Genomic DNA, 26,639 nt, shown 5'->3' on the forward strand with positions numbered 1-26,639 from the left:
GACGTGTTGCAGGAGAAGCCGCGCTGTTGTGGGAGCGGATTTATCCGCGAAAATCTTTGAAAACTGAAGATATTTCGCGGCTAAAGCCGCTCCCACGTGATGGCGGTCTGCATTAACAGTTAACGGGTACAGAGCCTTTTGTGCGCGAGGGTAAACCGTTCGCCGCTTAGAGCGTGTTCAAAGTCTCGCGAGCTAGAGACCTGCAAGGCAAAAACAGGCGAAGAAGCGCAGTTTACGAGCTGTAAATGAGCATTCTGAGCCTGTTTTTAACGCAGCAGGGCCGAAGCGCAGCAGACTTTGAACAGGTTCTTAGTGCTGCCGTTGCTGCGTGGCATATTGCCGATGCAGCAGCGCCAGTTCGGCGTCTTTCTCTTCCCACAGTTGGTTGACCCACTGTTGAAACGCCAAGCGGTAGCTATCGTCCTGGTCGTAGTTGTTGCCGATAAACGCTGCTGGAATCGGCAGCTCCTTGAAGTTCACCACCACATCCTTGACCTCGCCACTGAGCAGCGCCCAGAAGCCTGGGTTGCCTTGCGGGTAATGGATGGTGACGTTGACGATGCTGTGCAACTGCTCGCCCATCGCGTCGAGCACGAAGGCGATGCCACCGGCCTTGGGTTTGAGCAGGTACTTGAACGGCGACTGTTGCGCAGCATGCTTGGCAGGGTTGAAGCGGGTGCCTTCGAGAAAGTTGAAAATGCCCACCGAGGTGTTGCGGAATTTGGCACAGGTACGCCGGGTGGTTTGCAGGTCCTTGCCCTTTTTCTCCGGGTATTTGGCCAGGTAGGCCTTGGAGTAGCGCTTCATGAAGGGGAAGCCCAACGCCCACCAGCACAAGCCAATCACCGGCACCCAGATCAGCTCCTGCTTGAGGAAGAACTTCAGGGGGCGGATGCGCCGGTTGAGCAGGTATTGCAGCACCAGGATGTCGACCCAGCTCTGGTGGTTGCTGGTGACCAGGTAGGAGTGCTGGTAATCCAGGCCCTGTAAACCGTCGCTGTGCCAGCGGGTTTTACCCACCAGGTTCATCCAGGTCTTGTTGCAGCTGATCCAGGCTTCGTGGATGAAGTTCATCAGCCAGGTGCACATGCGCTGCGCGGCGGCAAATGGCAGGCAGATTTTCAGCAGGGTCACGGTGAACAGCGGCCAGCACCAGAACAGGGTGTTCAGGGCGAGCAGGCTGGCACCGATTAGGCCACGCAAGGGAGCAGGCAGGAAATGCAGCATGGGGGCAGAGGCCTCCAAAAAGGGGGGGCGAATGCCCCGCGTCGTTCTTAGCCCGCGATGGTCCATCACGGTTCGGTCGGCGCACAGGTTAACGCCTGCGTATTGAACTGCAAGCCCGGCGAAACGTTGGTAATCGCGTCTTATCGCCGCGTGTTGGCGTAATTTCGTCCGTTTGCCCGGGCGTTCGAGGTGCTTGGTTTTTGCGGGACGCCGTGCTGGACAAGGCTTCGCCATGTCGGGTGCAGCTTGCGCTTGGTTCGCGCTGTAACGGGCGCCAAACGCGCATGCGGGCGGACATCCCGGGCTTGTCCGCCGTGGGGGCTGCGCACAGCCATGAGCCGCTCAGTGCGGCAAGTTGGCTGCCTGGATCGCGGTGAGGGCGATGGTGTAGACGATGTCGTCGACCAACGCGCCGCGCGACAGGTCGTTCACCGGCTTGCGCAGGCCTTGCAGCATCGGCCCGACGCTGACGCAGTCGGCGCTGCGTTGCACGGCTTTGTAGGTGGTGTTGCCGGTATTCAGGTCGGGGAAGATAAACACCGTGGCGCGTCCGGCGACCGGGCTGTTCGGGGCTTTTTGCCGACCAACGCTGTCGATGGCGGCGGCGTCGTACTGCAAGGGGCCGTCGAGGAGCAGTTCGGGATCGAGCTGTTTGGCCAGGCGGGTGGCCTCACGGACCTTTTCCACTTCTTCGCCGCTGCCCGAGTCGCCGGTGGAGTAGCTGAGCATTGCCACCCGTGCGGGGATGCCGAAGGCTACCGCCGACGCCGCGCTCTGCAGGGCGATTTCCGCCAACTCCGCCGCTGTCGGGTCGGGGTTCACCGCGCAGTCGCCATACACCACCACCTGGCCCGGCAGGAGCATGAAGAATACCGACGACACCAGCTGGTAGCCCGGCGCGGTCTTGATCAGTTGCAGGGCTGGGCGGATGGTGTTGGCGGTGGTGTGGATGGCGCCGGAGACCAGGCCGTCGACCTCGTCCAGGGCCAGCATCATGGTGCCCAGCACCACCGTGTCTTCCAGCTGCGCGGCGGCCATCGGCGCATTCAGGCCCTTGCCCTTGCGCAGCTCGACCATCGGCGCAACGTAGCGCTCGCGGATCAGCTCCGGGTCGAGAATCTCCAGCCCGGGCGGCAGTTCGATGCCGTGCGCGCGGGCCACCGCCTGCACCTCATCCGGTTTGGCCAGCAACACGCAGCGGGCGATGCCGCGCGCCTGACAGATGGCAGCGGCCTGTACGGTGCGCGGTTCGCTGCCTTCGGGCAAAACGATACGTTTGTTCGCCGCCTTGGCCCGCTGTACCAGCTGATAGCGGAACGCCGGCGGCGACATGCGCAGCTCGCGCGGGGTGCCGCAACGGGCGCGCAGCCAGTCGTGGTCGATATGGCTGGCGACGAAGTCGGCGACTTTTTCCGCGCGCTCCTTGTCGTCGACCGGGATTTCCTTGTTCAGCCGGTTGAGGTTGGTCGCGGTGTCGTAGGAGCCGCTGCTTACCGTCATCACCGGCAGGCCGCTGTGCAAGGCGCCGCGACAGAGTTCCATGATGCGTGGGTCGGGGGCGAAGTCGCTGCACAGCAGCAGGCCGGCCAGCGGCATGCCGTTCATCGCGGCCAGGCTGGCGGCGAGGATGATGTCGTCGCGATCCCCCGGCGTCACCACCAGGGTGCCGGGCTTGAGCAGCTGCACGGTGTTGGCCACGGCGCGCGCACAGAGCACGATCTTGAGCATGCGCCGCTGCTCGTAATCGCCGGCATTGAGTATGCGGGCGCCGAGCAGGTCGGCGATGTCACGGGTGCGCGGGGCGTTCAGCTCGTCCTGCCAGGGAAGGCAGCCGAGCAGGCGAAAATCGTCGGTCTTGAGCAGGGGCGAGAGCTCTTTCAGGCGCGCGGCAAAGGCCTCGGTACCGTCCTCGCTGCGGATCTTGTTGAGGATCACACCGAGCACTTTCGGGTCTTTCGGCCCACCGAACAGTTGCGCCTGGATCTCCACGCGGTCGGACAGTTCGCTGAGGCTTTCCTGCTCCGGTGCCGCGACCAGGATCACCTCGGCGTCCAGGCTCTTGGCCAGGTGGAAGTTGACCCGCGCGGCATAGCTGGCCTGGCGGGTCGGCACCATGCCTTCGACGATCACCACGTCCTTATCGGCGGCGGCCTGGTGGTAGAGGCTGATGATTTCTTCGAGCAACTCGTCCAGTTGACCATCGCCGAGCATGCGCTCGACATGCGCCAGGGCCAGCGGTGTGGGCGAGTGCAGGCCGTGGGTACGGGCGATCAACTCGCTGGAGCGCTCCGGGCCGGCGTCGCCTTGATGTGGCTGGGCAATGGGTTTGAAAAAGCCGACTTTGAGGCCGGCGCGCTCCAGGGCACCGACCAGGCCGAGGCTGATCGAGGTAAGGCCGACGCCGAAACCGCTGGGGGCAATAAAGAAGGTGTGCATGGATTCTCCAATCGTGTCAGGCGGCGGCTACAGGCAGGTTGGCGCGGAGTGCGGCGCGTGGCGTTTCAAGCCAATCCACTGCCGTCGCCCGGCGTACATAACGAGTCAGGTATCGAGCAAGGCCAGGGTATCCAGGGCGATTTGCCGTTCCTCATTGGTTGGCACCACCAGCACGCGCGGGTGGCCGTAGGCGTGGATCGGCCCACCGACGCCGCGGATGTTGCGCGCGTTGGCTTCCTTGTCCAGAGCCAGGTTGAGCAGCTTGAGGTGGGCCACGGTTTTGCTGCGGATCAGCGGTGAGTTCTCGCCGATACCGCCGGTGAAAATCAGCCCATCGAGTTGCGGCAGGGCGCAGCTCATGGCCGCGAGGGATTTCGCCAGGCGGTAGCAAAAGACTTCGATGGCCAGGGTGGCGCCCGCGTGGCCCTGGTCGCGGGCTTTCTCCAGGCTGCGCATGTCGTTGGACAGGCCGGACAGACCGAGCAGGCCGCTTTGCGTATTGAGCAGGCTATCGATCTGCTCCAGGCTCCAGCCCAGCGTACGGGCCAGGTGGCCGTGCAGGTTGGGGTCGATATCGCCGCTGCGGGTACCCATTACCAGCCCTTCCAGCGGGGTCAGGCCCATGCTGGTGTCGCGGCTCTGGCCATTGACGATGGCGCACGTGGAACAGCCGTTGCCCAGGTGCGCCACCAGCCAGCTGCTGTCACCGATCGCCAGGCCCGCCAGCTCGGCGGCGCGGTGGCTGACAAAGCGGTGGCTGGTGCCATGAAAGCCATAACGGCGTACGCCATGTTCGCGGTAAAGGTGCTCCGGCAGGGCGTAGCGGAAGGCGTGTTCGGGCAGTGTCTGGTGGAAGGCGGTGTCGAACACCGCCACCTGCGGCAGGTTGGCGAACAGCTTCATCGCCGCCTCGATGCCCAGCAGGTTGGCCGGGTTGTGCAGCGGCGCCAACGGCGCGGTCGCGCGGATGGCTTGCAGGGTGGCGTCATCCAGGCGGCTGGCGGCGGTGAAGTGCTCGCCGCCATGCACCACGCGGTGACCGATGCCATGCAGCTTGCCGCCTGCGGCGTTGTGCACCAGCGGCAAGAGTTGGGCGAGGGCGGCGCGGTGGTCGCCATTGGGAATCATCAGGCTGTCCTGCTCGCCGCCGCGTTGCCATTGCAGCACTGCGTCGTGGCTGGCCAGGCGTTCGGCCAGGCCGCTCAGGGGGAATTGTGAATGCGCTTCGTTGACCAGGGCGAACTTGATCGACGAGCTGCCGCAGTTGATCACCAGGATATTGCGTGCGGGCATTTACGGCTCCTTGTCTGCTGCAATCGGGTCTGCGCTGTCGGCCGCAAGGTTCGCCGCTGCGGCGGCGCACCAGCCACACGCAAAGTGTTGGCCGATCCGCGCCTTGCGTTGCGCGGGGTCGAGTACCCAGTCGCGATTCTGCCAGGGCGGCTGGTGGCGCAGGTGTTGAGTATGGCCGCAGGACAAGACTGCCACCCAGTGGCCGTCTTCGTCCTGACGAAAATCAAGTAAACGGGTTAGTACGCGAGGCCGGCGCATCAGCAACACCGGCGCGGCATGTCCGCCGCCCTTATCCGCTGCTGGCCCAGAAGGCAGCGGGCATAACGCGGGCATCGCCGCGCAACTTTTACCGGGCCGGTGCTTGGCCGTCCGTCAGCGCTCGGTTCGCTTTCGCGCGCACCCTTGGTTAAACTTGCCCGTTCTTTATTCCTATGCAAAAGGTCTCGCCCCATGCTGATCGCCGCCAATAAGGCCGTCTCCATCGACTATACCCTGACCAACGATGCCGGTGAGGTGATCGATAGTTCCGCTGGCGGCGCGCCGCTGGTTTACCTGCACGGTGCCGGCAACATCATCGCCGGTCTGGAAAAAGCTCTGCTCGGCAAGCAAGTCGGTGACGCGCTGGATGTTGCCGTCGAGCCGGAAGATGCCTATGGCGAATACAGCGCCGAGCTGGTGGCGACTCTCAACCGCTCGATGTTCGAAGGCGTCGACGAGCTGGAAGTCGGCATGCAGTTCCATGCGTCCGGCCCGGACGGCAGCATGCAGATCGTCACCATTCGCGAGCTCGAAGGCGACGACGTGATCGTTGACGGCAACCACCCGCTGGCCGGTCAGCGCCTGAACTTCAAGGTCAAGATCGTGGCCATTCGCGACGCCAGCGAAGAAGAAGTCGCACACGGTCATGTGCATGGCGAAGGTGGTCACCACCACTGATCCACAGCCCGTATGTCAGGGCTGCAAAACGACTTATGGTCGTTCCACGCACGCCGCTGACTGCTAAGCTGACACTACCGAAAGGCGCCTTTTAGAGGCGCCTTTTTTGTCCCCTGCGCGTAATCCATTGCGTTCTCAAGGAGTTAGTCATGAGTGCCTTTCACGACCTGAATCTGCGTGCGCTGGATGGTCACGATTTGCCGTTGGCGCCTTTCAAGGGGCAGGTGGTGTTGGTGGTCAATGTCGCGTCCAAATGCGGTTTGACCCCGCAATACGCCGGCCTGGAAAAGCTCTATCAGCAGTACCACGCCCAGGGCTTTACCGTGCTTGGCCTGCCGTGCAACCAGTTTGCCGGGCAGGAACCGGACAGCGAGCAGGCGATTCGCGAGTTTTGCAGCCTGAACTACGGCGTTACCTTCCCGCTGGGCAGCAAGCTGGAGGTCAACGGAGCGGGGCGTCACCCGCTGTATCGGCTGTTGGCCGGCGAGGGCGCGGAATTTCCCGGCGACATCACCTGGAACTTCGAAAAGTTTCTGGTTGCTCAGGACGGCCGCGTGCTGGCACGTTTCTCACCACGTACCGCGCCGGACGATCCGGCGCTGATCCAGGCTATCGAGAAAGCCCTCGGCTAATTCCCGAACGCGCCGGTGCGGTCCTAAGCGGCGCCTTGGAGCGCCTGGCGGATGCGCCGGCACTTAGACACGCTCTTATGGCATATGCGCCAAGGCTGCGGCTTTTCTGCTATTGGCGCTTGTTCGGCAGCACGCCCGGCGGCTTAATCGCTCGACTTGCCGAGGACGCCGCCGATGACCCATTTCCCCCACGATGATCCGCCCAGCCATGCCTCACCCGCGGCCCTGCGTGCACTGATCGAGAGCCGCCGCGCCGTACGCCGCTTCACCGATGCCGCGGTGCCGGAGGCGGTGATTCGCGATTGCCTGGAGTTGGCGGTGCTTGCGCCCAACTCCTGCAACTTGCAGCCCTGGAGTTTTCAGGTGATTCGCGAGCCGGCGTTGCTGGCCCGTTTGCACCCGGTGTGCATGAGCCAAAATGCCGCCAAGGCACCGCTGATCATCGCCGTGCTGGCGCGCCCGGATACCTGGCGGCAAGCCTGCGCCAACATCGTCAGCTACTGGCCGGAGCCCGATGTGCCGGCACGCATTCGCAGCTTCTACGCGAAAACCGCTCCCTTTCAGTACAACCAGGGGCCGTTCGGCCTGCTGGGTTTGCTGAAGCGTCAGTTAGTGCGCTTTGCGGCCCTGCGTAAACCGCTGATGCGCACGCCGAACAGCCAGGCGCAGATGCGCGTCTGGGCGGTGAAATCCACGGCCTTGGCGGCGCAGAACCTGATGCTGGCGTTTCAAAGCCATGGTTATGCGACCTGTCCGATGGAGGGCTTCGACGAGGTGCGCCTGCGCCAGACCTTGGACATTCCGCGTCAGGCCCTGCCAATCATGTTGCTGGCGGTGGGCAAACCGGCAGAGAAGGGCATCTACAACCCGCGCCTGCGTTTTCCGCTGGAGCAGCACGTGACCTGGCTGTAGGGGGTTAAGCGTCGTCCGGCTGCGCGCTGGCCTGAGGTTCTGATGCTTAATCACGCAAATCAATAGTGCTGGGCGAGGCGAGACGACCGGTCATATTCTTGCCGGCATGAACTCCAGCATTCGACTCGACAAGCGTGATCTGATCCTCGCCAAGGGCGCCGAGGTGATGACCCGCCGTGGTTATCACGGCGCCGGCGTGCAGGAAATCGTCCAGGCGGCGGGGGTACCGAAAGGCTCCTTCTACCACTACTTTGCGAGCAAGGAAGACTTTGCCCTGCAAGCCCTGCAAGAGGTTTATCAGCCGCGCTTGCAGCGTTATGCCGAGGCCCTGGCCAACCCGGCGCTAAGCCCGCGCGAGCGCATCCTGGCTTACTACGGCGAGCTGGTTGAGCACTTCGCCCGTCAGGAACGTCTGGAGTACCACTGCTTTATCGGCAGCCTGAGCTTCGAGATGGCCGAACTGTCGCCGAGCCTGGGCCTGCAAGTGGATGCGATTCTGCAACGCTCGGCGGACATCCTCCAAGGCTGTCTGGAGCAGGCGCAGGCCGCGGGCGAACTGCGTGCCGACGAGGACTGTCGCAACCTGGCGAGCTTTATCGCCAATGCCTGGCAAGGCGCGCTGACCCGCCTCAAGGTATCGAGCAATACCCGCGTACTCGAAGACTTTATCCAGCGCTTGCAGCTGTTGCTGCAGGCCTGATCGTTACCCCCCTGTTTAACCAGTCGCGGTCGCCTGGCCGCCCCGAGGAATGATGATGACCGATCCCGTTAAAGCGCTGTTCCAACCCTTCACCCTGGGCAATCTGGAGCTGCCGACCCGCGTGGTCATGGCCCCGATGACCCGGTCCTTCTCCCCGGGCGGCGTACCCAACAGCAAGGTCATCGAGTACTACCGGCGCCGCGCTGCAGCAGGGGTTGGCCTGATCGTCACCGAAGGCACTACGGTCGGCCACAAGGCCGCCAACGGTTACCCGAACGTGCCGCGCTTCTACGGCGAAGACGCCCTGGCCGGCTGGCAGAAAGTGGTCGAGGCGGTGCACGCCGAAGGCGGCAAGATCGTTCCGCAACTCTGGCACGTGGGTAATGTACGCAAGCTGGGCACCGAGCCGGACGCCAGCGTGCCCGGCTACGGCCCGAGCGAGAAGATCAAAGAAGGCAACGTGGTTGTGCATGGCATGACCCAGGACGACATCAACGAGGTGATCGCCGCTTTCGCCCAGGCCGCCAAGGATGCCAAGGCCATTGGCATGGACGGTGTGGAAATCCACGGCGCCCACGGCTATCTGGTCGACCAGTTCTTCTGGGCCGGCAGCAATCAGCGCAGCGACGCATACGGTGGTGACCTGGCGCAGCGTTCGCGCTTTGCCATCGAGCTGATCCAGGCCGTGCGCGCCGCCGTGGGCCCGGACTTCCCGATCATCTTCCGCTTCTCGCAGTGGAAGCAGCAGGACTACAGCGCGCGTCTGGTGGAAACCCCGGAAGCCCTGGAAGCCTTCCTCAAGCCGCTGAGCGACGCCGGCGTGGATATCTTCCACTGCTCGACCCGGCGTTTCTGGGAGCCGGAATTCGACGGTTCCGAGCTGAACCTGGCGGGCTGGACGCGCCAACTGACCGGCAAGCCGACCATCACCGTCGGCAGCGTCGGCCTGGACGGCGAATTCCTGCAATTTATGGTCAACACCGACAAGGTTGCCGAGCCGGCCAGCCTGGAAAACCTGCTGGAGCGTCTGAACAAGCAGGAGTTCGACCTGGTGGCCGTGGGCCGCGCCCTGCTGGTCGACCCGGATTGGGCGGTCAAGGTGCGTGATGGCCGCGAAGGCGACATCCTGCCGTTCAGCCGCGCCGCGTTGATGAGCCTGGTCTGATCCCCGCTTCCCCGGTGCGCCGCATAACGGCGCGCCCCTCCTCAAGCCCCGGCCCATCGGGGCTTTTTTTCGTCGCTAAGTACCCAGCCTACGCAAATCAAGACATTGAAAGACCGGATCAATAGGGGCACCGAGTCAGGGCAGGGGGCGCCCGGCGGGTAGTTCGGGCGCGCGGAGCAGGGCGCTGCGCAGGTGCTGCTCGAACCGTTCGACAATCGCCGCCCAGCCCTGGCGCGCGGCATGCTGGCGGGCGTTCAGACGTACCCGGCGCAGGCTTTCCGGATCTTCCAGCAGCCAATTGGCGGCGTCGATAAATCCCTGTTGGTCTTGCGCCACGGCCAGGGCGCCGTTGTGTCCGTGGCGAATATGCTGGGCCGCCGCCGCTTGATCGAACGCCACCACGCCAAGGCCGCAGGCCAGGGCTTCGAGGACCACGTTGCCGAAGGTTTCCGAGAGGCTGGGGAACAGGAACAGATCGCCCGAGGCGTAATGCGAAGCCAATGCTTCACCGCGTTGCAGGCCGCAGAACACGGCGTCCGGCAGTTGCTGTTGCAGGCTGGCGCGTTGCGGGCCGTCGCCGACCAGGATGAGTTTCAGCGTGCGTTGCGGATAGGCGGCCTGCAAGGCACGGAACGCCTTGGCCAGTAAGCCGAGGTTCTTCTCTGGGGCCAGGCGGCCAACGTGCAGCACGGCAATCCCATCGTCATCCAGCCCCCAACTCTGGCGCAGCGGCGCCGAGCGCTTGGCCGGATGGAACAGTTGCCCGTCGACGCCGCGCGCGAGCAGGGCCAGGCGCTCGAAGCCGCGGCGCTCCAGTTCGATATTCTGGCTGGCGCTGGGCACCAGGGTCATGTGCGTGCGGTTGTGGAACCAGCGCAAGTAGTTGGTCAGCGCGCGGGTCAGCAAGCCAATGCCGTAATGCCCGGTGTACTGCTGGAAATTGGTGTGAAAGCCGCTGACCACAGGAATGCGCAGGCGCCGTGCGGCGCGCAGGGCCGACAGCCCAAGCGGGCCTTCGGTGGCGATATACAGCACGTCCGGGCGTTGCAGTTTCCAGCGGCGCAACAGTTTGTGCAGCGCCGACTGGCCCCACTGCAACCCCGGATAGCCCGGCAATGGCCAGCCGCGGGTCAGCAGCAGGTGGTCATCGCTTTTGGGCGCTGGGTCGCTGTTCTGTCGGGGGCGTACCAGTTGCACGTGGTGGCCACGCGCGCGCAGGCCATCGACCAAGCGCCCGAGGGTGTTGGCCACGCCATTGATTTCCGGCGCGAAGGTTTCAGTGATCAGGGCGATACGCAGAGAAGGTGTGCTCATGGCAGCAGTGTCGGCTGCCGCCATGTAGCCAATGTGACATCAACGTGGCGAAATTGTGACGGCGTGTTCGCCGCGTTCGCGCACCCAGAACAAGGTGGCACCGGCCACGGCGGCCGGCATCATGAGGATGTTGACGAAGGGGATCAGCAACACCGCGTAGGTGATGCCGCCAAAACCCAGGCTCTGCCAGCGCTTTTCACGAAGCCAGGCGAGCATGTCCTGCCAGCTCATCTTGTTGTTGTCCGCGGGGTAGTCGATGTACTGGATGGCCATCATCCACACACCGAACAGCAGCCACAGCGGCGCGGCGATCAGGTTGACCACCGGAATAAAGGAGAGGATCAGCAGGCCGATGGCGCGTGGCAGGAAATAGCTCAGCTTGCGCAGTTCGCGGCTCAGGGTGCGCGGCACCATGGCGGCCAGTTCGGCCCAGCTGAAGGGTGGGAAGTTGTCTTCGCCACGCACCACCACTTCAACTTTCTCGGCGAGAAAACCGTTGAACGGCGCGGCGATGATATTGGCCAGCATGGTGAAGCTGAAAAACACCATCAGCAGCACCAGCACCACGAACAACGGCCAGAGGATGTATTCAAGAAAGCTCAGCCAATTCGGCAGGCTCGGCATAAAGGTATCGACCCAGCCACCGAACTGCTGCATGGCGAAGCCAACCAGGGCGACGAAGAGAATCAGGTTGATGGTCAGTGGTAACAGCACGAACAGCCGCAAACCGGGGCTCAGCACCAGTTTCAGGCCTTCGCTGAGGTATTGCGGGCCAGACAGCACGGGAGCAGGCATAGGGGTCTCCGCCAAATGAAAGTCGCGCCGACCTTACCGATTTTGTTTGACAGGGGAAAGCCTGCGCTGCGGCGGCTCAATTGAGCAGCATCTGCGTGGTGGCGTCGTACAGGCACGCGCGATTGCGCTCCTGTTTGGCTTGGTACATGGCGTTGTCGGCAGCTTTGATCAGCGCTTCGGCTTCCTGCGCATGCTGCGGATAGAGGGCGATGCCGATGCTCGGGGTGACGAAGTCGACGATGATGCCCGCCAGTTCGAAGGGTTCGGCCAGGGCGCTGAGTAACCGCTCGGCGAGCTTTTGCGCCGACTCGACCGTGGCGTCGGGCATCAGCAGGGTGAACTCGTCGCCACCCAGGCGGTACAGACGGTCGGGCTGACGCAGGCTGTTGCGCAGGCGTTCGGCGATGGCGATCAACAGGGCGTCGCCGGCATCGTGGCCGAAGCGATCGTTGACCTCCTTGAAGCGATCCAGATCCAGGTACAGCAAGGCCAGCGGGCTGCACTGCTGCCGGGCCTGCTCCAGGGCCACGTTGAGCTGCTCGCTGAAGGCCTTGCGGTTATTCAGGCCGGTCAACGGGTCGCGGTAGGCCAGGTCGAGCAGTTGGTTCTGGTACGCCACCTGGTCGCTGATGTCGCGCAGGATGCCGCGGTAACCGGCAAAACGGCCCTGGGCATTTTCCAGCATCGAGAAGCGCGTTTCGAAGTAGGCCAGGCTGCCATCGTGTCGCTTGAACGGTGCGGCGAACGTAGTGGTGCCGCTGTCGTTGTCGCTGCCGCGCTCCTGGCGTGCCTGGGCGAACTGTTTGCGGGCGCGCTCGACTTCTTCGGCACTCAGCACCTCCTCGAAGGAGCGGCCGATCATGTGATCGTTCGGGTAGCCGAGAAATTGCTCCAGGGCACGGTTGACCTTGAGGATCTTGCCGCTGGCGTCGATCTCGAAATAGCCGTCCTGGATCGAGTCGAGAATCGCCCGGTCGCGTGCTTCGCTCTGCTCCAGGCGTTCGAGCATGCGATTCAAGGCGCTGCTCAGGCGGCCGAGTTCATCCTCGCCAAGGTCGCTCAGGCGCGGCAGGCGTGCATCGCGGCCGATCCCCGAGACTTCCTGATGCAGGCGTTGGACGCGGCGCAATACCCAGAATTCCAAGCCCAGGTAGACCAGCAGCATGGCGCTGAAAGCAACCAGCAGGGCGATCGCCAGAAAGTAGCGAATGGCCTCGCGACCCTGCTGGTAGAGCAGCCGCGGCTTGGTGATTTGCAGGCGTAACTGCGGTTGGCCACGGACGTCGCGAAACAGCAGTTCGACCTGCTGGCGCTGCGCGTCGAGCAAGCGGCGCGGGCTGATCTGGATCTGTAAGTCCGCGGCGTGTTGGGTGGTGTCGAGGTAACGCCAGGTGCGCTCCTCCTCCCCGGCGGGCAGCAGGCGCAACACGCCATCGACCTGGCTTTGCAGGTTTTCCACGCGTTGTCCGTCGAGAAAGTGACCGGCCAGCAAGGTGCCTACCGGGTCGGCGCTGCCCTGGCTGTTGCTCACGGCATGGCTGACCAGAAGCAGCGGAACGCCCTGGATCAGCAACAATTGGCCCAGTTGGTGGGCGGCATCGTTGGCATGCGCCAGGCTGCCGATCGTGCGGCTACGGGCGAGGATGTCGGCGCGCAGGCTGTCTGGGCTGCGCGGACGCTCCTGGCCGATCGGCAGCAGGTCGAGCAGGTTGGGCTGCGCCCATTGTTCGGTGACCACTCGACCGTCGCGGTCGAGAAACACCATGAAATCGAAGTCCAGGTTGGCCAGTTGCGTCGGGTCGAGGTTGCGTTGTCCGAAGTCGGCGGGCTCGCCATCGAGCAGGTAACGGTAGCTGTCGTCCCACCAGGCGTAACTGCGCGACAACGCCATGTTGCGTTGCAGGCTGTGGCCAATCAGGCTGCGCAGCTGTTCGGCCTGGACCAACAGACGGTTGCGATCTTCACGGTCGAAGCGCACCAGCAGGATACGTTCGGAGAGGACATAGACAATCAGCAGCGTGAGCAGCAGAAGCGGAGCGAAGAGCCAGAGCAGGCGTTTACGCAGGGTCATGCCGGTCAGCTACAAGAAGGGGCGACAGTCGCAGTATAGCCCCGGGCGCCGCCTGTCACGCATTCATAGCCGCTATCTATGCAGTGGATTGGGAAACGATATTTCCTTAATCGGCCACGCCTGGGTAGCTTGCGCAGCACGCTCTCAAGCTGTTCCTTTTGCGGGGCTTGCGTTACTACAACGTGCTCCCCACGTGCTGGGGTCGCCCCTTTTTATTCGCACCGGCGCCGGTCGGTAGGAGTTTGTTATGTCTGCAGCACGTCATGCCCGGGTGATCATTCTCGGTTCCGGCCCGGCCGGTTACAGCGCCGCAGTCTATGCGGCTCGCGCCAACCTCAAACCACTGTTGATCACCGGCCTGCAAGCGGGCGGCCAACTGACCACCACGACGGAAGTCGACAACTGGCCGGGCGATGTGCACGGCCTCACCGGTCCGGCATTGATGCAGCGCATGCAGGAGCATGCCGAGCGCTTTGAGACCGAGATCGTCTACGACCACATCAATGCCGTGGACCTGGCTGGCAAACCCTTCACCCTGGTTGGCGACAGCGGCACTTACACCTGCGATGCGCTGATCATCGCCACCGGCGCCAGCGCTCGCTACCTGGGGCTGCCCAGCGAAGAGGCGTTGATGGGCAAGGGCGTATCGGCCTGCGCCACCTGCGACGGGTTCTTCTACCGCAACCGCGATGTGGCGGTGGTCGGCGGCGGTAACACCGCGGTGGAAGAGGCGTTATACCTGGCCAATATCGCCAGCAAGGTGACCCTGGTGCACCGCCGCGAGACTTTCCGTGCCGAGAAGATCCTGCAGGACAAGCTGCAAGCGCGGGTGGCCGAAGGCAAGATCGTGCTCAAGCTGAATGCCGAGGTCGACGAGGTGCTGGGCGACGCCATGGGCGTTACCGGCGTGCGGCTGAAGAACAACGCTGGCGGCTTTGACGAACTCAAGGTCGACGGTCTGTTCGTCGCCATTGGGCATACGCCGAACACTGCGTTGTTCGACGGCCAATTGGCCCTCAAGGACGGTTACCTGGTGGTCAACGGCGGGCGTGACGGCAATGCCACCGCCACCAGCATCCCCGGGGTGTTCGCCGCCGGCGATGTGGCCGACCATGTTTACCGTCAGGCGATTACTTCCGCAGGTGCCGGTTGCATGGCGGCGCTGGATGTCGAGCGTTACCTCGACGGGCAGTAACGGTCAGCGCAATAAAAACGCCCCGCCACGTGCAGGGCTTTTTGTGCGTCAGCTAGGAGGCCGCTGGCGCAGATGAAACGCGGACACCTGGGGATTGCGCGCCAAACCAGCCAGCCAGCGTGGCTCAGGCTTTGCGCGTGAGCGCTGGCTGGCTAAAGCGTACGCCGGCCAGGCCGGTGGCCATCAGCGCGCGGATGTTGCCGTGGTCGGTGCCTTGCGGGGCGGCCAGCACGCTGCGGTAGTGTTCGCCGAAGCACAGCAGGCTTTCTTCCAGGCTCAGGCCTTCGAGCAGGGCCAGGCCCAGTGTCTTGCAGGAGCCTTCGTTCTGCCCTGCGGGATTTTCCACGCCGCCGTTGTTGAACGCGCTGGGCTGGTAGTCATAGTGTGCGGCGATAAACGCCAGGGTTTCGGCAAAGGTGAAGTGCTCGCTGCGCAGGCGCGCGCGAAAGTCAGTCAGAGCGGTCATGGTTTGTTCCCTTTGGTGAACGCTGCTTGCTGCTCGGTGCTGGCCTGCTGCTGGTACTTGGCTTTCCACTCGGCATAGGGCATGCCATAGATCTCTTCGCGGGCCTGGTCGGGGCTTACCGCCACGCCGATGTCGTCGGCGGCGGCCTTGTACCATTTGGACAGGCAGTTCCGGCAGAAACCGGCGAGGTTCATCAGGTCGATGTTCTGCACGTCCGGACGGCTGCGCAGGTGTTGAACCAGGCTGCGGAAGGCCGCAGCTTCGAGTTCGAGGCGTTCTTGCTCGGTCATGGCGATGCTCTCAAGGGCAGGCTGGGTAACGATGCCGGCGATGATAAGAGCCTGCTGGGTTGGCGGCAATGGCCCGGCGTGTGAGTGCGCCGGGCGGTCTGCAATGGGCGTCGGGGTCGGCTCAGCGGTGGCCGGCGAGGGTGATCGACACCGATTCGGCAAAGCGCAGGGCATGCGGTTTGTCGACCTCCACCTCGGCGTAGCGCACTGCCGGGTATTCCATCACCAGGTCGAGGATCTCCTGGGTCAGGCGCTCAAGCAGGGCGAAGCGATTGCCTTCGACGTGCTGGATGATCGCCTTGGTGATGGTGCGGTAATTCAGCGCATGGTCGATGTCGTTGTCACGCACTGCGTCCACCGCCGGATAGAGGATGGTCAGGTTGATCAGCACATCCTGCTTGTTGTTGATCTCTTCTTCTTTGATTCCGATAAAGGTGCGTAGGCGCAGATCTTTGACGCGAATCCGTGCCATTCCAGGTTCCAAGCGCGGCATAACTACTTGCTCCGTCCAATCAGCTGCAGGAATTCATGGCGAGTGTTACACGATTCGCGGAAGGCGCCGAGCATCACCGAGGTGTTCATCACCGAGTTCTGCTTCTCCACGCCGCGCATCATCATGCACATGTGCTTGGCTTCGATCACCACGGCCACGCCGGCGGCGTTGGTCACTTGCTGAATCGCTTCGGCGATCTGCCGGGTGAGGTTTTCCTGAATCTGCAGGCGACGCGCATACATGTCGACGATGCGCGCGACTTTCGACAAACCGAGCACCTTGCCGGTGGGAATGTAGGCGACATGCGCCTTGCCGATGAAGGGCAGCAGGTGGTGCTCGCACAGCGAGTACAGCTCGATGTCCTTGACGATCACCATCTCGTCGTTGTCGGAGGCGAACAGCGCGCCGTTGACCACTTCTTCCAGGCTCTTCTGGTAGCCGTGACACAGGTACTGCATGGCCTTGGCCGCGCGTTTCGGCGTGTCCAGCAGGCCTTCGCGCTCGGGGTTTTCACCGACCCCGAGGAGAATCTCACGGTAGTGATTGGGCAGTTGTTCGTTCATCAATAGGTCCTCGCGGCGCACCTTATTTGAGGTGGCGGCCGCCATTCACGGTAAGGGTGGTGCCGGTGACGTAGGGGTTGTCCAGCAGGTAGCGCAGGCTTTGGTAGAGCACATGCGGGCCGGGTTCGATGCCCAGCGCGGATTTTTCTAAGGTTTTGGCGCGGTAGGCGGCGTCGTCTTGCGGGTTGAACATCAGCAGTGCCGGGGCGATGGCGTTGACCTTGATCTGCGGCGCGAACTTGGCGGCGAAGGACAGCGTGAGGTTGTCCAGCCCCGCCTTGCTGGCGCAGTAGGCAGGACGATTGGCGCTGCCTTTGCGGGCCACGTCGTCGCTGATGTGGACGATGTCCGCGGGTGTCGAGCGCCGCAGCAGCTCGGCGCATTGCAGGTTGATCAGGTAGGGCGCCAGCATGTGTACGTTGAACAACTGCTGAAACGCCGCCGCTTCATCGCCGGGCGTTTCGCTTAACCAGTCGGATGCGTTGTGCACGATGGCGCGCAGGCTGTCGGTGTGGCTTTTCAGCTGGGTAATGAAGTCGAGGATGGCGGCTTCGTTGGCAAAGTCCGCGTGCAAGACCAGTGCCCCGCGTTCGCGTAGGCGGGCCAAGCCGTCGCGCTCGCGGCGGTAGGTGGCGATCACCTGGTAACCGTCGTCGAGCAGGCGTTCTGCGCAATACAGGCCAACGCGCTGGCTGGCGCCGGTGATCAGAATTGGGGCAGAGGACGCGCTCATGACAGGCTCACAAGGGAAGATGAGTGAGTTCAGCACCGCTGCGGCGACAGTCAGGCGCGGCGGTAGCTGAAGTGACTACAAAGTTATACCAGCATCGTGTCTTGTACAACCATGCGCGCTGTGGGGGTACTGCGCGGCTAGTGGGGTATTTGCCTATTTTGTTGAGCTGTATGACTTTTTTGTGGAAGGCGAGGCGCTGGATAACTTGTTTTTATGGTGTACAAAAGTGAGTGCTTGTACAGCTTTGTGCTGGGTGTGCGCCGCAGCGGTTATGCCGCGGCGTGCTCGGCACCATGGCGCCGCGTTGAATCAGCGCCCATCCACGCTGGCGCGGCGCAACAGGTTGGCGCGTCCGGCATGCAGCCAGGGAGCCAGCAGGCGAGTCGCCAAGGGGATGAACAGGTAGGTCATCAGTGGCGTCAGGGCCAAGGTGCTGAGCAAGACGCGAGCGACCAGGGAGAAGTCGGCCAGGGCGTTGCCGAACAGCAAGTTGAAGGCCAGCGAGATGGGGAAGAATGCCAGCCAGATGGCAATGCTTTGCTTCCAGCGTGGCGGTTGCCGGTACGCGGCGCCAAACCAGGCGTCGAGACCCGTGGCGCGTTGTTCCTGGGGTTGGGCGAAGAGGCCGCTGCCGCGTTCGAGCCAGGTTCGCCGCGAAACAGAGTGCTCCCAGGCGGCCAGGGTGGTTTCGTCGGCGAAGCGGAAGACGATCTGGCATTCGTCGCCATCCGGCGGCGGTGCGAGTACGCCAGAGCCCAGGTAGCCGGGGAAGTCGGTCGCCAGGTGTTCGCCTTCGCGCAGCCAGGCGATGAAGTCGTCGTAGCGTCCGCTGGCAACGCGGCGCGCCACCATCAGGGTGACGGGTTCTGCAGACATTGTGTATCTCCATTAAACCAGGCGCGCGACCCGGGTAGGGTCATGCGCAACACGCCGCGCGGGGTAGTGCGTGGCGAGAAAAGACAGGCAAGGATTATTCCGTTTTCTGCGTAATTAGCCAGCGCAGCATCAACCGCAGCGCGGGCCGTGATCGCGTTGGGTGGGGGGGCAGCGTTTTGCACCGTCCGGGTGCGGCAGCCAGGCAAGGCGCGGGCGGATGAGGCAGAACAGGCGGTAGCCGAGTTCAAACAAAGGCCGCAGTGGACGCCAGGTCAGCGGGGTTGCCCAGCGCCCCAGCCCGGCGGCTCGCCAGCTCCATAGCGTAGCGTCGAGGCCGGTGACCCAGCGGCCGTCGGCAAACCGCGCATGCAGGCGATTTTCCAGTTCGGCGCGAGAGCGGCCGAGCGGTTGCGCGGCAAAGTCGGCGGCGCTGATATCGACCAGGCGCAGGCGTTGTGCATCGGCGTGTCGGCGCAGCAGACGTATCTCGCGTGCGCACAGCGGGCAGCTGCCGTCGTAATACAAGGTGAGTGGCCAGTGCGCGGTGAGGGGCATTGTCTAGCTCGCTGTACATGTTTTGTACAATGTAAGCCGCAGGCAGCTGAGTTACAATGCCGGCAACATTTTCGTTGCGATCCCTCCTCCTATGTCCAATCTCGTTGGTGCATCGTCCCTCGTTTCGAGTGCCCTCAAGCAGGAAGAGTTATTTCCTATCCGCGAGGTGTCCCGGTTGACCGGGGTCAACCCGGTGACATTGCGGGCATGGGAGCGGCGTTATGGGTTGATCCAGCCGACCCGCACCGACAGTGGTCATCGCCTGTATTCGCAGGCCGATATCGAGTCGGTGCGCAGTATCCTGGCGTGGATCGAACGTGGCGTCTCGGTCAGCAAGGTTGGCAAGATCCTCGCTAAAAGTAGTTTGACCAAGGCTGCCAGTGCCCCGGTATACGAGGAAGTTACCTCGGGCGAGTGGGCCGAGTGGCAGACCCAGCTACGCCGGGCGATCAGTGCCTTCGACGAGGTCAGGTTGGATCGCCTGTACGGCCAGGTATTTTCCAGCTACCCGCTGCCGGTGGTGTTTCAGGACATTCTCATGCCGCTCTGGCAGGAGTTGCTGATTCGTCAGGACGAATTCGGCCAGACCAGCGAATGGCTGTTTTTCGATACCTTCCTGCGTGCGCGTACCTTGCAGCGCCTGCAAATCTTCCGCACCCAGGTCGAGGAGCGTGTGTTGCTGGCCGCGTTGCCAGGCCATTGCCGCGAGCTGGAGTTGCTGGTCGCCGGTTTGTTGCTGAGCAGTTCGGATGTCGCGATCAGCGTATTGGGCTTGGGTCAGCCGCTGGAAGAGCTGGCGCTGATCTGCGAAAAAATGCAGCCGCAGGCCTTGGTGCTGTTCTCCAACCAGCCGCCGAGTGACGATCTGCCGCGTCTGTTGTCACGTTTGGCGCTGGCACTGGATTGCCCGTTGGTGCTTGCCGGTGACGGTGCCGATCTGGCGGAGGACAGCTTGAGTGGTTCGCCGATTGCCTGCCTGGGCAATGAAGGGCGTTTGATGCAGCGCCGTTTGCAGCAGTTTCTGGCCGGTCACCTGGATACCTGATTCCCGTCGCGTCCCCCTCCTTTCTGCCTCAACCGGCCATCGTCCACCGAGACGATGGCTGCGTATCGAGCTGCCCGCCATGCATGCCAGTGCTGCATATAGTTGTACGGTTTGTACAAATAAATCTTGCCGATGGTTGATTTTTTCTATACAAAAGCTATACATATTTTTGTGCTGTACAAATAAATTCGCTTTGTACCGCTAAAGATACCGCCATATGACTGATTACTGCGCCTCTTCGCGATATGTGTACCGTGCGTATTTACGAAGGTGCGCATGACCATTGGCCTCGCTGAATCGAACGCTCGGGTCGAGCGGCGCTCGCACGGTGCATGGCTACTTCACCCGTTGATGCGTTGGCTCACCGTTAATCCGGGCGCGGCGCATGTGTAGGTCAGGGAATCGACGCTGATGGTGTTTATGAAAAGGCGTTTTCCGCCTAACGACTGCGCAATCCGATAGCCATCCCTCTCCGTACTTTCGGCTATCGGATCTTTTTATCCCGCGTTGTGGGGCCAGCCCCTGCAAAACTTGACCCGCCACGTGCGGGTCTTTTTTTGCGGTGTACTCGGGCTACTGCACTCAAGCGCCTCGATGCGTCGTCTGACTAGCTCGCGGCCAAGGCCGCACACAAGCCTGACTGCTCATGCCGCACGTAATGGGCACCCAGCCCTGGGTTTGCCACGTTCCGCGCGCAAAGGAGCTTTACGGTTTCAGCGCGCGACTTGGGTCGCTGGCGTGTGGATAAAGCACCCGGTGCTGCTGATAGATGTACTGCTGCAAGCGTTCGCTGCCGCGCTTGTCGAGTGGTTCGAGGCGATAGGCCAATAAGCCGCGGGCGGTTCTGCGCACGAACGTGCCTTGAATGGCGATTGGCTTATGCTCGACCAGTGGCAGGATCAAGCTGAAGTGCTTCGGCGCTTCACGGGTGCCGCGGTATTCGATCAGCAGGCCGCTCATCGACACGTCGTGTACCCACAGATCGCTGAGTGCGGCGTTGCGTTGGCGCAGGGCCACGGCCGGCGTCAGCGGCAACCGCCAGGCGCGACTGGCCGGGCCTTCCTCGAAAATCTGCGGCGTGCCGAGTTCCAGGTGCTGGGTGTGTTGCGCGTCTTCGGTCAGGTGCGCGGTAAAGGTCAGCCGTTGATTGGCGAAATGCGCATCGATGGTCAACTGCTCGTTGGCGGCACAGTAGGCCAGCAGCGCTTGCAGCTGGCCGCCGGCATCGACTTGCAAGTTAGGGGCGGGCTTACGCTTGGTTGCGACCGGTTGACTGTGCAGGTGCTGGATGAATTCCAGTTCAGCCTGGGTGAGTAAGGATTGGTCTTGCATGATCGAATTCTGCGCGAAGGGCTAGACCTTCTCAGACAGCAAAGTTCGCTATTGGTTTATGCCTGTGGTCGGGTTCTCAGCTGGGCCAGCTCCGCTTGCAGGGCCGCGATCTCCGCCTCCAGCAGCTTGACCCGGTCCTGCGCTTGCACCTGTTCGGTGACATTTTTCTGGATGCCGATGTAGTAGGTCAGCTGGTCACCCTCATTGAACACTGGGGTGATCGACAGCTCATTCCAGAACGGCGTGCCGTCCTTGCGATAGTTGCGGATGATTTGCCGACACGGCCGGTGGTTTTTCACCGCTTCGCGGATGGCGGCAAGGCCCTCCTGGTCGCGGTCGCCGGCCTGGAGGAAGCGGCAATCCTGATAGAGGATGTCTTCGCTGGCGTAGCCGGTGAGTTTTTCGAAGGCCGGGTTGGCATAGATGAGGATGTTGTCGTCGCCCTCTTGCTCGGCAACCACGATGCCGTCGTTCGATGCGTCGATCACCAGTTGCAGCAGTTTGGCGTTGATCATGAGGCGATATCCCAGTCCAAGTCGCTGCATTCTAAAACATCCGGGCGGGCTGTCTACTTGCGGCATAATGCCCGGCGTTTTCTCTATGTTTCGGAGTTTTTATGCGCATCGCCATTCTGTCCGGCTCGGTGTATGGCACGGCCGAGGAAGTCGCCCGGCATGCCGAGCGTCTGCTGAGCAATGCCGGTTTCCAGGCCTGGCACAACCCGCGTGCAAGCCTGGCGGATATCCAGGCCTTCGCCCCCGAGGCATTTCTGGCGGTGACCTCGACCACCGGCATGGGCGAACTGCCGGATAACCTGCAACCCTTGTACTACGCCATTCGTGACAGCCTGCCCGCCTGGAGCGGCCTGCCGGGCGCGGTGTTGGCCCTGGGCGATAGCAGCTATGGCGACACCTTCTGCGGCGGCGGCGAGTTGGTGCGCGAGCTGTATGCCGAGCTGGGCATTCGCGAAGTGGTCGCCATGCTGCGGCTGGACAGCAGCGAAAGCGTCACCCCGGAAAGCGACGCCGAGCCCTGGCTGGCCGAGTTCATCGCCGTGCTGAACGGCTGATGCACCCGCGTGCCGTGGCACTGATCGAGGCGCTGCAACTGCAGGCGCACCCCGAAGGCGGCTTTTACCGGCGTGTCTTCGAGTCGGCGCAGCGCCAGGCCGACGGTCGTTTGTGCTCCACGGCCATCCTGTTTCTCCTGCCGGCGGGCGTGGTCAGCCGCTGGCATCGGGTGGATGCCGACGAGTTGTGGCATTTTCATGAAGGCGCGCCGCTGCAACTGCTGGTTGCCGAGTCGCCCACGGCGATTGTGGCGCAGCGCCTCGGCCCGGTGGCCGCCGGGCAACTGCCGCAGCGCGCGGTGCCGGCGCATGCCTGGCAGGCGGCGCGCAGCTTGGGCGATTACACCCTGGTCGGCTGCACGGTGGCGCCGGGTTTCGATTTCGCCGGCTTCCGTCTGCTCAGCGCTGACGCCGAGGCGCAACGCACCTGGCCCTTGTTGCGCGGGCAGTTTCCCGAGCTGTTTTGAGTCGCTGCCAGCTGACGCGCTGACTCGCACAGTCACTAAGCTGGCTGCCAGGGCGACTCACCTTTAACCCATCCCTCGCTAGACTCCTTGGCACTTCATAACAAAAAGTGCCGAGGTGCATGCCATGACCGTAGCCCACGCTTTGCCCGCTCTGAGCCTCAAGGATCAGGTGTCCGCCGCCGAATGGCAGACCCGCGTCGACCTGGCCGCCTGCTACCGACTGATCGCCCTGTACGGCTGGGACGATCTGATCTTCACCCACATCTCGGCCAAGGTGCCGGGCTGCGAAGAATTTCTGATCAACCCCTTCGGCCTGATGTTCCATGAGATCACCGCCTCCAGCCTGGTGAAGATCGACCTGGCCGGCAACAAGTTGCTGGACAGCCCCTACGACATCAACCCGGCGGGTTACACCATCCACAGTGCGGTGCATGAGGTGCGTCACGAGGTCGCCTGTGTGCTGCACATCCATACCGCCGCCGGGATCGCCGTGTCGGCGCAGAAACAGGGCTTGCTGCCGTTGTCGCAGCAGTCGCTGTTCGTCCTCGCCAGCCTGGCCTATCACGGCTACGAAGGCGTCGCGCTGAACCACGACGAGAAGGCGCGCTTGCAGGCCGACCTCGGCGACAAGAACTTCATGATCCTGCCCAACCATGGCCTGCTCACCGCCGCCAATAGCATTGCCGATGCCTTCCTGATGATGTTTACCTTGCAGCGCGCCTGTGAGATTCAGGTGATGGCGCAAAGCGGCGGTGGCGAATTGATCCATATTCCGCAGCAGGTCCTCGATGGCGCCAAGGCCATGGTTGCCGGGGTGATGAAGAGTTCGCAGGGCATGGGCGGCGCCTTGCCGTGGCCGGCGCTGCTGCGCAAGCTCGACCAGCAAATGCCCGGTTACGCGCACTGATGGCCTTGCCAGGCATCGCTTTGGCGCAGTGGCGCGCCCAGGGCCAAGGCTTCGACTTCCGCGGCCACGCGATCCGTTACTGGACGGCCGGGGAGGGCGAGCCGCTGCTGTTGATCCACGGCTTTCCCACCGCCAGTTGGGACTGGCACTACCTGTGGCAAGCGCTGGCCCAGCGCTACCGGGTGATCGCCTGCGACATGCTCGGCTTCGGCGATTCGGCCAAGCCGCGTGGGCATGCCTACAGCCTGCTGGAGCAGGCAGACCTGCAACAGGCGCTGCTCGCGCACCTGGGCGTGGACGGGCCGCTGCATGTGCTGGCGCACGACTACGGCGACAGCGTGGCCCAGGAGTTGCTGGCGCGGCATCACCAGGGGCGCATCCAACTGGCCAGTTGCGTGTTCCTCAATGGTGGGCTGTTCCCCGAGACGCATCACCCGGTGCTGGTGCAGAAACTCCTGCTTAGCCCCCTCGGGCCGCTGATTGGCAAGCTGTTCTCGCGCAACAGCCTGGCCGCCAACTTCGCCAAGGTGTTCGGCCCGCAGACCCAGCCCAGCGCCCAGGAACTGGATGATTTTTGGCAGTTGATTGCGCACAACGACGGGCCAGGGGTGATGCACCGGCTGATCCGCTACATGCCGGAGCGTCGCGTGCAGCGCGAGCGCTGGGTGGCGGCGATGCAGCGCGGCGGCGTGCCGTTGCGGGTGATCGATGGTGCCGTCGACCCGATCTCCGGGGCGCATATGGTGGCGCGTTACCGTGAACTGATTCCCGCGCCGGACACCGTGCTGTTGCCGGGCATCGGCCACTACCCGCAGACCGAGGCGCCCGAGCAGGTGCTGGAGCATTACCTGGCCTTTCGACAGGGGTTATAAGTAGGGCGCATGATGGGGTGAGTGCCATCATCCCACTGTCTTATCGAGCACTATTCAGCGCTGAGCGTGTTGATTGTGACCGCGGTTCGCCTGCTGGACACTCGATGCTTTGCCAACCTGCCAAGGAGCCATTCCATGAGCGAAGCCATCCGTTTTCAAGACCAAGTCGTGATCGTCACCGGAGCCGGTGGCGGCCTGGGTCGTGCCCACGCCCTGCTATTCGCCAAGCACGGTGCCAAGGTGGTGGTCAACGACCTCGGCGGCAGCACCCATGGCGAAGGCGCCAATGCCTCGGCTGCCGACCGCGTGGTCGCGGAAATCCGCGAGGCGGGCGGCACTGCCGTGGCCAACCATGACTCGGTGACCGACGGCGAGAAGATCGTGCAGTGCGCGCTGGACACCTTCGGTCGCATCGATGTGGTGGTCAACAACGCCGGCATCCTGCGCGACAAGACCTTCCACAAGATGGAAGACGCCGACTGGGACCTGGTTTACAAGGTGCATGTCGAAGGCGCCTACAAGGTCACCCGCGCGGCCTGGCCGCACATGCGCGAGCAGGGCTATGGCCGAGTGATCTTCACCGCTTCGACCTCGGGCATCTACGGCAACTTCGGCCAGTCCAACTACGGCATGGCCAAGCTCGGTTTGTATGGCCTGACCCGTACCCTGGCCATCGAAGGCCGCAAGAACAACATCCTGGTCAACGCCATCGCCCCCACTGGCGGCACGCGTATGACCGAAGGGCTGATCCCGCCGCAGGTGTTCGAGCAGCTCAAGCCCGAGCTGGTCAGCCCGCTGGTGGTGTACCTGGCCAGCCAGGCCTGCGCGGAAACCTCCGGGCTGTTCGAAGTCGGCGGCGGCTGGATCGGCAAGGTGCGCTGGGAACGCAGCCTCGGCGCCGGTTTCGATCCGCGCCAAGGCTTCAGCCCGGAAGACGTGGCCGCGCACTGGCAGCAGATCTGTGATTTTGACGGCGCCGCGCACCCGGCCGATAACGTCGAGGCACTGAAAGAGATGATGGTGAACCTGCAAAAATTCGCCCTCTGATCGCGCCAGCCTGGCGGGGGAATCGGCCAGTGGGCTGACTTCCACCGCGCAGGGCTTTAACCGGTCGTTGAAAAGCGTTGGTGAGGCAGCTAGCGCAAGGCTAGGCACCCCCGACAAAAACAGGCGAGGACGCGGACTGGGTTCGCACTCGAGTGCACCAGTTGTACATGAGCATTCCGCGACGCCGCGATGGCAACGCCGGTGGTTGTTCAACAGCCTGTTAAGGTGAAGGCCGGCTAACTGCCGGCTTTTGGCTTTTTGGCGATCAGTCTTTTGCAACATGAGTTGGCATGCCGTGTAAAAGCGAGGCATGCCCGCGAAAGCTCCAATCGCGGCCAGCGGCCGCTACATCGAATGCAGCCCGTAGGAGTCAGTCATGAGCGTTATCGTCGAGAAAAACGGCGCGGTCACCACCCTGATGATTGACCGCGTGTCAGTACGCAACGCCGTCGACCGGCCGACTGCCGAGGCCTTGGCTGCCGCGTTGCGCGCCTTCGAAGCGGATGAGCAGGCCCAAGTCGCGGTCTTGACTGGCGCAGGCGGGACGTTTTGCGCGGGCGCCGATCTGGGCGCAATGGCTGCTGGCGATGCGCGGCGCAATCGCCTGGAGGTCGACGGCGACGGCCCCATGGGGCCGAGTCGCCTGCACCTGAGCAAGCCGCTGATTGCCGCCATCGAAGGCCATGCGGTGGCCGGCGGCCTGGAGTTGGCGCTGCTCGCCGACCTGCGGGTGATGGCCGACAACGCGGTGCTCGGGGTGTTTTGCCGGCGCTTCGGCGTGCCGCTGATCGACGGTGGCACGGTGCGCCTGCCGCGCATTATCGGCCAGGGCCGGGCGTTGGATCTGATTCTTACCGGCCGTGCGGTACTGGCCGAGGAAGCGCTGAGCATGGGGCTGGTCAATCGTGTGGTGCCGGCCGGCTCGGCCCTGGCGGCCGCGCAGCAATTGGCGCGGGCGATCGCCGCTTTTCCGCCGCGTTGCATGCTGGCCGACCGCGCCAGCACCTATGCGCAGTGGAACTTGCCGCTGACCGAGGCCATCGCCAACGAGTTTCGCGGCGGCATGGCGGTGATCGACAGCGGTGAAAGCCAAGCCGGCGCCAAACGCTTCGCCGCCGGCCAGGGCCGCCAAGGCAAACCCAACGCGTAGGGCGGGCTTCAGCCCACCGCCAGCGAACGCGGTTTCCAGTCTTTCGCGGCTAAAGCCCCTCCCACGGGGCCGGCTGCAACCTGCCGTTGTAGGGTGGA

General features: G+C 63.2%; 29 protein-coding genes. 13 read left to right on the forward strand and 16 right to left on the reverse strand.

Features of this window, described 5'->3' with window-relative positions; translation table 11 throughout:
• Positions 1 to 309: 309 nt before the first annotated feature.
• From B3M58_RS02540 to B3M58_RS02555, 4 genes are all read right to left on the reverse strand, one after another.
• Positions 310 to 1,227 (reverse strand): acyltransferase, encoded by a 918-nt coding sequence (locus tag B3M58_RS02540; RefSeq protein ID WP_296216994.1) that lies wholly within the window; start codon positions 1,225 to 1,227, stop codon positions 310 to 312.
• Positions 1,228 to 1,569: 342 nt separating this feature from the next.
• Positions 1,570 to 3,663: a phosphate acetyltransferase gene (gene pta / locus B3M58_RS02545; protein WP_296216995.1), complete on the reverse strand. Its 2,094-nt coding sequence runs from the start codon at positions 3,661 to 3,663 to the stop codon at positions 1,570 to 1,572.
• A 105-nt stretch (positions 3,664 to 3,768) separates the two neighbouring features.
• Complete coding sequence (locus B3M58_RS02550; protein WP_296216996.1) at positions 3,769 to 4,956, reverse strand: acetate kinase; 1,188 nt, start codon at positions 4,954 to 4,956, stop codon at positions 3,769 to 3,771.
• Entirely contained in the window at positions 4,957 to 5,214 is a 258-nt protein-coding gene (locus B3M58_RS02555) for a DUF3565 domain-containing protein (RefSeq protein WP_296216997.1), read from the reverse strand. It lies immediately after the preceding gene.
• A 192-nt stretch (positions 5,215 to 5,406) separates the two neighbouring features.
• Between B3M58_RS02555 and B3M58_RS02565 the strand changes: the two genes are divergently transcribed.
• From B3M58_RS02565 to B3M58_RS02585, 5 genes are all read left to right on the forward strand, one after another.
• Entirely contained in the window at positions 5,407 to 5,892 is a 486-nt protein-coding gene (locus B3M58_RS02565) for an FKBP-type peptidyl-prolyl cis-trans isomerase (protein WP_296216998.1), read from the forward strand.
• Between the two features lie 149 nt (positions 5,893 to 6,041).
• Positions 6,042 to 6,524 carry a glutathione peroxidase gene (locus B3M58_RS02570; RefSeq protein ID WP_296216999.1) on the forward strand — a complete coding sequence of 161 codons (483 nt, stop codon included), beginning with the start codon at positions 6,042 to 6,044 and terminating at the stop codon, positions 6,522 to 6,524.
• A gap of 174 nt (positions 6,525 to 6,698) precedes the next feature.
• A complete protein-coding gene (locus tag B3M58_RS02575; RefSeq protein ID WP_296217000.1) occupies positions 6,699 to 7,436 on the forward strand; it encodes a nitroreductase family protein in 738 nt (245 codons plus the stop codon).
• A 106-nt stretch (positions 7,437 to 7,542) separates the two neighbouring features.
• Positions 7,543 to 8,136 (forward strand): TetR/AcrR family transcriptional regulator, encoded by a 594-nt coding sequence (locus B3M58_RS02580; protein WP_296217001.1) that lies wholly within the window; start codon positions 7,543 to 7,545, stop codon positions 8,134 to 8,136.
• A gap of 55 nt (positions 8,137 to 8,191) precedes the next feature.
• On the forward strand, positions 8,192 to 9,301 hold the full coding sequence (locus B3M58_RS02585; RefSeq protein WP_296217002.1) for an NADH:flavin oxidoreductase: 1,110 nt from the start codon (positions 8,192 to 8,194) through the stop codon (positions 9,299 to 9,301).
• 135 nt (positions 9,302 to 9,436) lie between these two features.
• Here the strand turns inward: B3M58_RS02585 and B3M58_RS02590 are convergent, their stop codons facing one another.
• From B3M58_RS02590 to B3M58_RS02600, 3 genes are all read right to left on the reverse strand, one after another.
• Positions 9,437 to 10,639, reverse strand: a complete 1,203-nt coding sequence (locus tag B3M58_RS02590) for a glycosyltransferase family 4 protein (RefSeq protein WP_296217003.1) — start codon at positions 10,637 to 10,639, stop codon at positions 9,437 to 9,439.
• A 15-nt stretch (positions 10,640 to 10,654) separates the two neighbouring features.
• On the reverse strand, positions 10,655 to 11,410 hold the full coding sequence (cysZ, locus tag B3M58_RS02595) for a sulfate transporter CysZ (protein WP_296217004.1): 756 nt from the start codon (positions 11,408 to 11,410) through the stop codon (positions 10,655 to 10,657).
• A gap of 76 nt (positions 11,411 to 11,486) precedes the next feature.
• Positions 11,487 to 13,481 (reverse strand): sensor domain-containing diguanylate cyclase, encoded by a 1,995-nt coding sequence (locus tag B3M58_RS02600; RefSeq protein ID WP_296217005.1) that lies wholly within the window; start codon positions 13,479 to 13,481, stop codon positions 11,487 to 11,489.
• A 247-nt stretch (positions 13,482 to 13,728) separates the two neighbouring features.
• Between B3M58_RS02600 and trxB the strand changes: the two genes are divergently transcribed.
• Positions 13,729 to 14,676 (forward strand): thioredoxin-disulfide reductase, encoded by a 948-nt coding sequence (trxB, locus tag B3M58_RS02605; RefSeq protein ID WP_296217006.1) that lies wholly within the window; start codon positions 13,729 to 13,731, stop codon positions 14,674 to 14,676.
• A gap of 124 nt (positions 14,677 to 14,800) precedes the next feature.
• On the opposite strand, the gene B3M58_RS02610 is transcribed toward trxB, so the two are convergent.
• The 7 genes from B3M58_RS02610 to B3M58_RS02640 all read right to left on the reverse strand — a co-directional run bounded on the left by B3M58_RS02610 (position 14,801) and on the right by B3M58_RS02640 (position 18,652).
• Complete coding sequence (locus B3M58_RS02610) at positions 14,801 to 15,142, reverse strand: HopJ type III effector protein (protein ID WP_296217007.1); 342 nt, start codon at positions 15,140 to 15,142, stop codon at positions 14,801 to 14,803.
• A complete protein-coding gene (locus B3M58_RS02615; RefSeq protein ID WP_296217008.1) occupies positions 15,139 to 15,432 on the reverse strand; it encodes a DUF1244 domain-containing protein in 294 nt (97 codons plus the stop codon). Before B3M58_RS02615 ends, B3M58_RS02610 begins: the two co-directional genes overlap by 4 nt.
• Positions 15,433 to 15,553: 121 nt before the next feature.
• Complete coding sequence (gene folX, locus B3M58_RS02620; protein ID WP_296217009.1) at positions 15,554 to 15,925, reverse strand: dihydroneopterin triphosphate 2'-epimerase; 372 nt, start codon at positions 15,923 to 15,925, stop codon at positions 15,554 to 15,556.
• 2 nt (positions 15,926 to 15,927) lie between these two features.
• Positions 15,928 to 16,488 carry a GTP cyclohydrolase I FolE gene (folE, locus tag B3M58_RS02625; RefSeq protein ID WP_296217010.1) on the reverse strand — a complete coding sequence of 187 codons (561 nt, stop codon included), beginning with the start codon at positions 16,486 to 16,488 and terminating at the stop codon, positions 15,928 to 15,930.
• 22 nt (positions 16,489 to 16,510) lie between these two features.
• Positions 16,511 to 17,221, reverse strand: a complete 711-nt coding sequence (folM, locus tag B3M58_RS02630; RefSeq protein ID WP_296217011.1) for a dihydromonapterin reductase — start codon at positions 17,219 to 17,221, stop codon at positions 16,511 to 16,513.
• Positions 17,222 to 17,530: 309 nt separating this feature from the next.
• A complete protein-coding gene (locus tag B3M58_RS02635; RefSeq protein ID WP_296217012.1) occupies positions 17,531 to 18,097 on the reverse strand; it encodes an antibiotic biosynthesis monooxygenase in 567 nt (188 codons plus the stop codon).
• Positions 18,098 to 18,226: 129 nt separating this feature from the next.
• Positions 18,227 to 18,652, reverse strand: coding sequence for a thiol-disulfide oxidoreductase DCC family protein (locus B3M58_RS02640; RefSeq protein WP_296217013.1), 426 nt, complete (start codon positions 18,650 to 18,652; stop codon positions 18,227 to 18,229).
• 91 nt (positions 18,653 to 18,743) lie between these two features.
• On the opposite strand from B3M58_RS02640, the gene B3M58_RS02645 reads away from it, so the two are divergent.
• Positions 18,744 to 19,697 (forward strand): MerR family transcriptional regulator, encoded by a 954-nt coding sequence (locus B3M58_RS02645; RefSeq protein ID WP_296217014.1) that lies wholly within the window; start codon positions 18,744 to 18,746, stop codon positions 19,695 to 19,697.
• A 705-nt stretch (positions 19,698 to 20,402) separates the two neighbouring features.
• On the opposite strand, the gene B3M58_RS02650 is transcribed toward B3M58_RS02645, so the two are convergent.
• Both B3M58_RS02650 and B3M58_RS02655 read right to left on the reverse strand, forming a co-directional pair.
• The gene (locus B3M58_RS02650) at positions 20,403 to 21,029 is read right to left on the reverse strand and encodes a PilZ domain-containing protein (RefSeq protein WP_296217015.1); all 627 of its coding nucleotides are present in this window, start codon (positions 21,027 to 21,029) and stop codon (positions 20,403 to 20,405) included.
• A 56-nt stretch (positions 21,030 to 21,085) separates the two neighbouring features.
• Positions 21,086 to 21,544, reverse strand: a complete 459-nt coding sequence (locus B3M58_RS02655; protein WP_296217016.1) for a PAS domain-containing protein — start codon at positions 21,542 to 21,544, stop codon at positions 21,086 to 21,088.
• Positions 21,545 to 21,645: 101 nt separating this feature from the next.
• Between B3M58_RS02655 and B3M58_RS02660 the strand changes: the two genes are divergently transcribed.
• From B3M58_RS02660 to B3M58_RS02685, 6 genes are all read left to right on the forward strand, one after another.
• Positions 21,646 to 22,098, forward strand: coding sequence for a flavodoxin (locus tag B3M58_RS02660; protein ID WP_296217017.1), 453 nt, complete (start codon positions 21,646 to 21,648; stop codon positions 22,096 to 22,098).
• Positions 22,098 to 22,565: a cupin domain-containing protein gene (locus B3M58_RS02665; protein WP_296217018.1), complete on the forward strand. Its 468-nt coding sequence runs from the start codon at positions 22,098 to 22,100 to the stop codon at positions 22,563 to 22,565. Before B3M58_RS02660 ends, B3M58_RS02665 begins: the two co-directional genes overlap by 1 nt.
• Positions 22,566 to 22,689: 124 nt before the next feature.
• Positions 22,690 to 23,472, forward strand: a complete 783-nt coding sequence (locus tag B3M58_RS02670; RefSeq protein ID WP_296217019.1) for a class II aldolase/adducin family protein — start codon at positions 22,690 to 22,692, stop codon at positions 23,470 to 23,472.
• On the forward strand, positions 23,472 to 24,344 hold the full coding sequence (locus B3M58_RS02675; protein ID WP_296217020.1) for an alpha/beta fold hydrolase: 873 nt from the start codon (positions 23,472 to 23,474) through the stop codon (positions 24,342 to 24,344). The genes B3M58_RS02670 and B3M58_RS02675 overlap by 1 nt, the downstream gene beginning before the upstream one ends.
• 135 nt (positions 24,345 to 24,479) lie before the next feature.
• Entirely contained in the window at positions 24,480 to 25,391 is a 912-nt protein-coding gene (locus B3M58_RS02680) for an SDR family oxidoreductase (protein WP_296217021.1), read from the forward strand.
• A gap of 376 nt (positions 25,392 to 25,767) precedes the next feature.
• Entirely contained in the window at positions 25,768 to 26,541 is a 774-nt protein-coding gene (locus B3M58_RS02685; protein ID WP_296217022.1) for a crotonase/enoyl-CoA hydratase family protein, read from the forward strand.
• The last annotated feature ends 98 nt before the right edge of the window (positions 26,542 to 26,639 follow it).

It is taken from the genome of Pseudomonas sp. UBA2684 (assembly GCA_002354655.1).
Lineage (GTDB): Bacteria > Pseudomonadota > Gammaproteobacteria > Pseudomonadales > Pseudomonadaceae > Aquipseudomonas.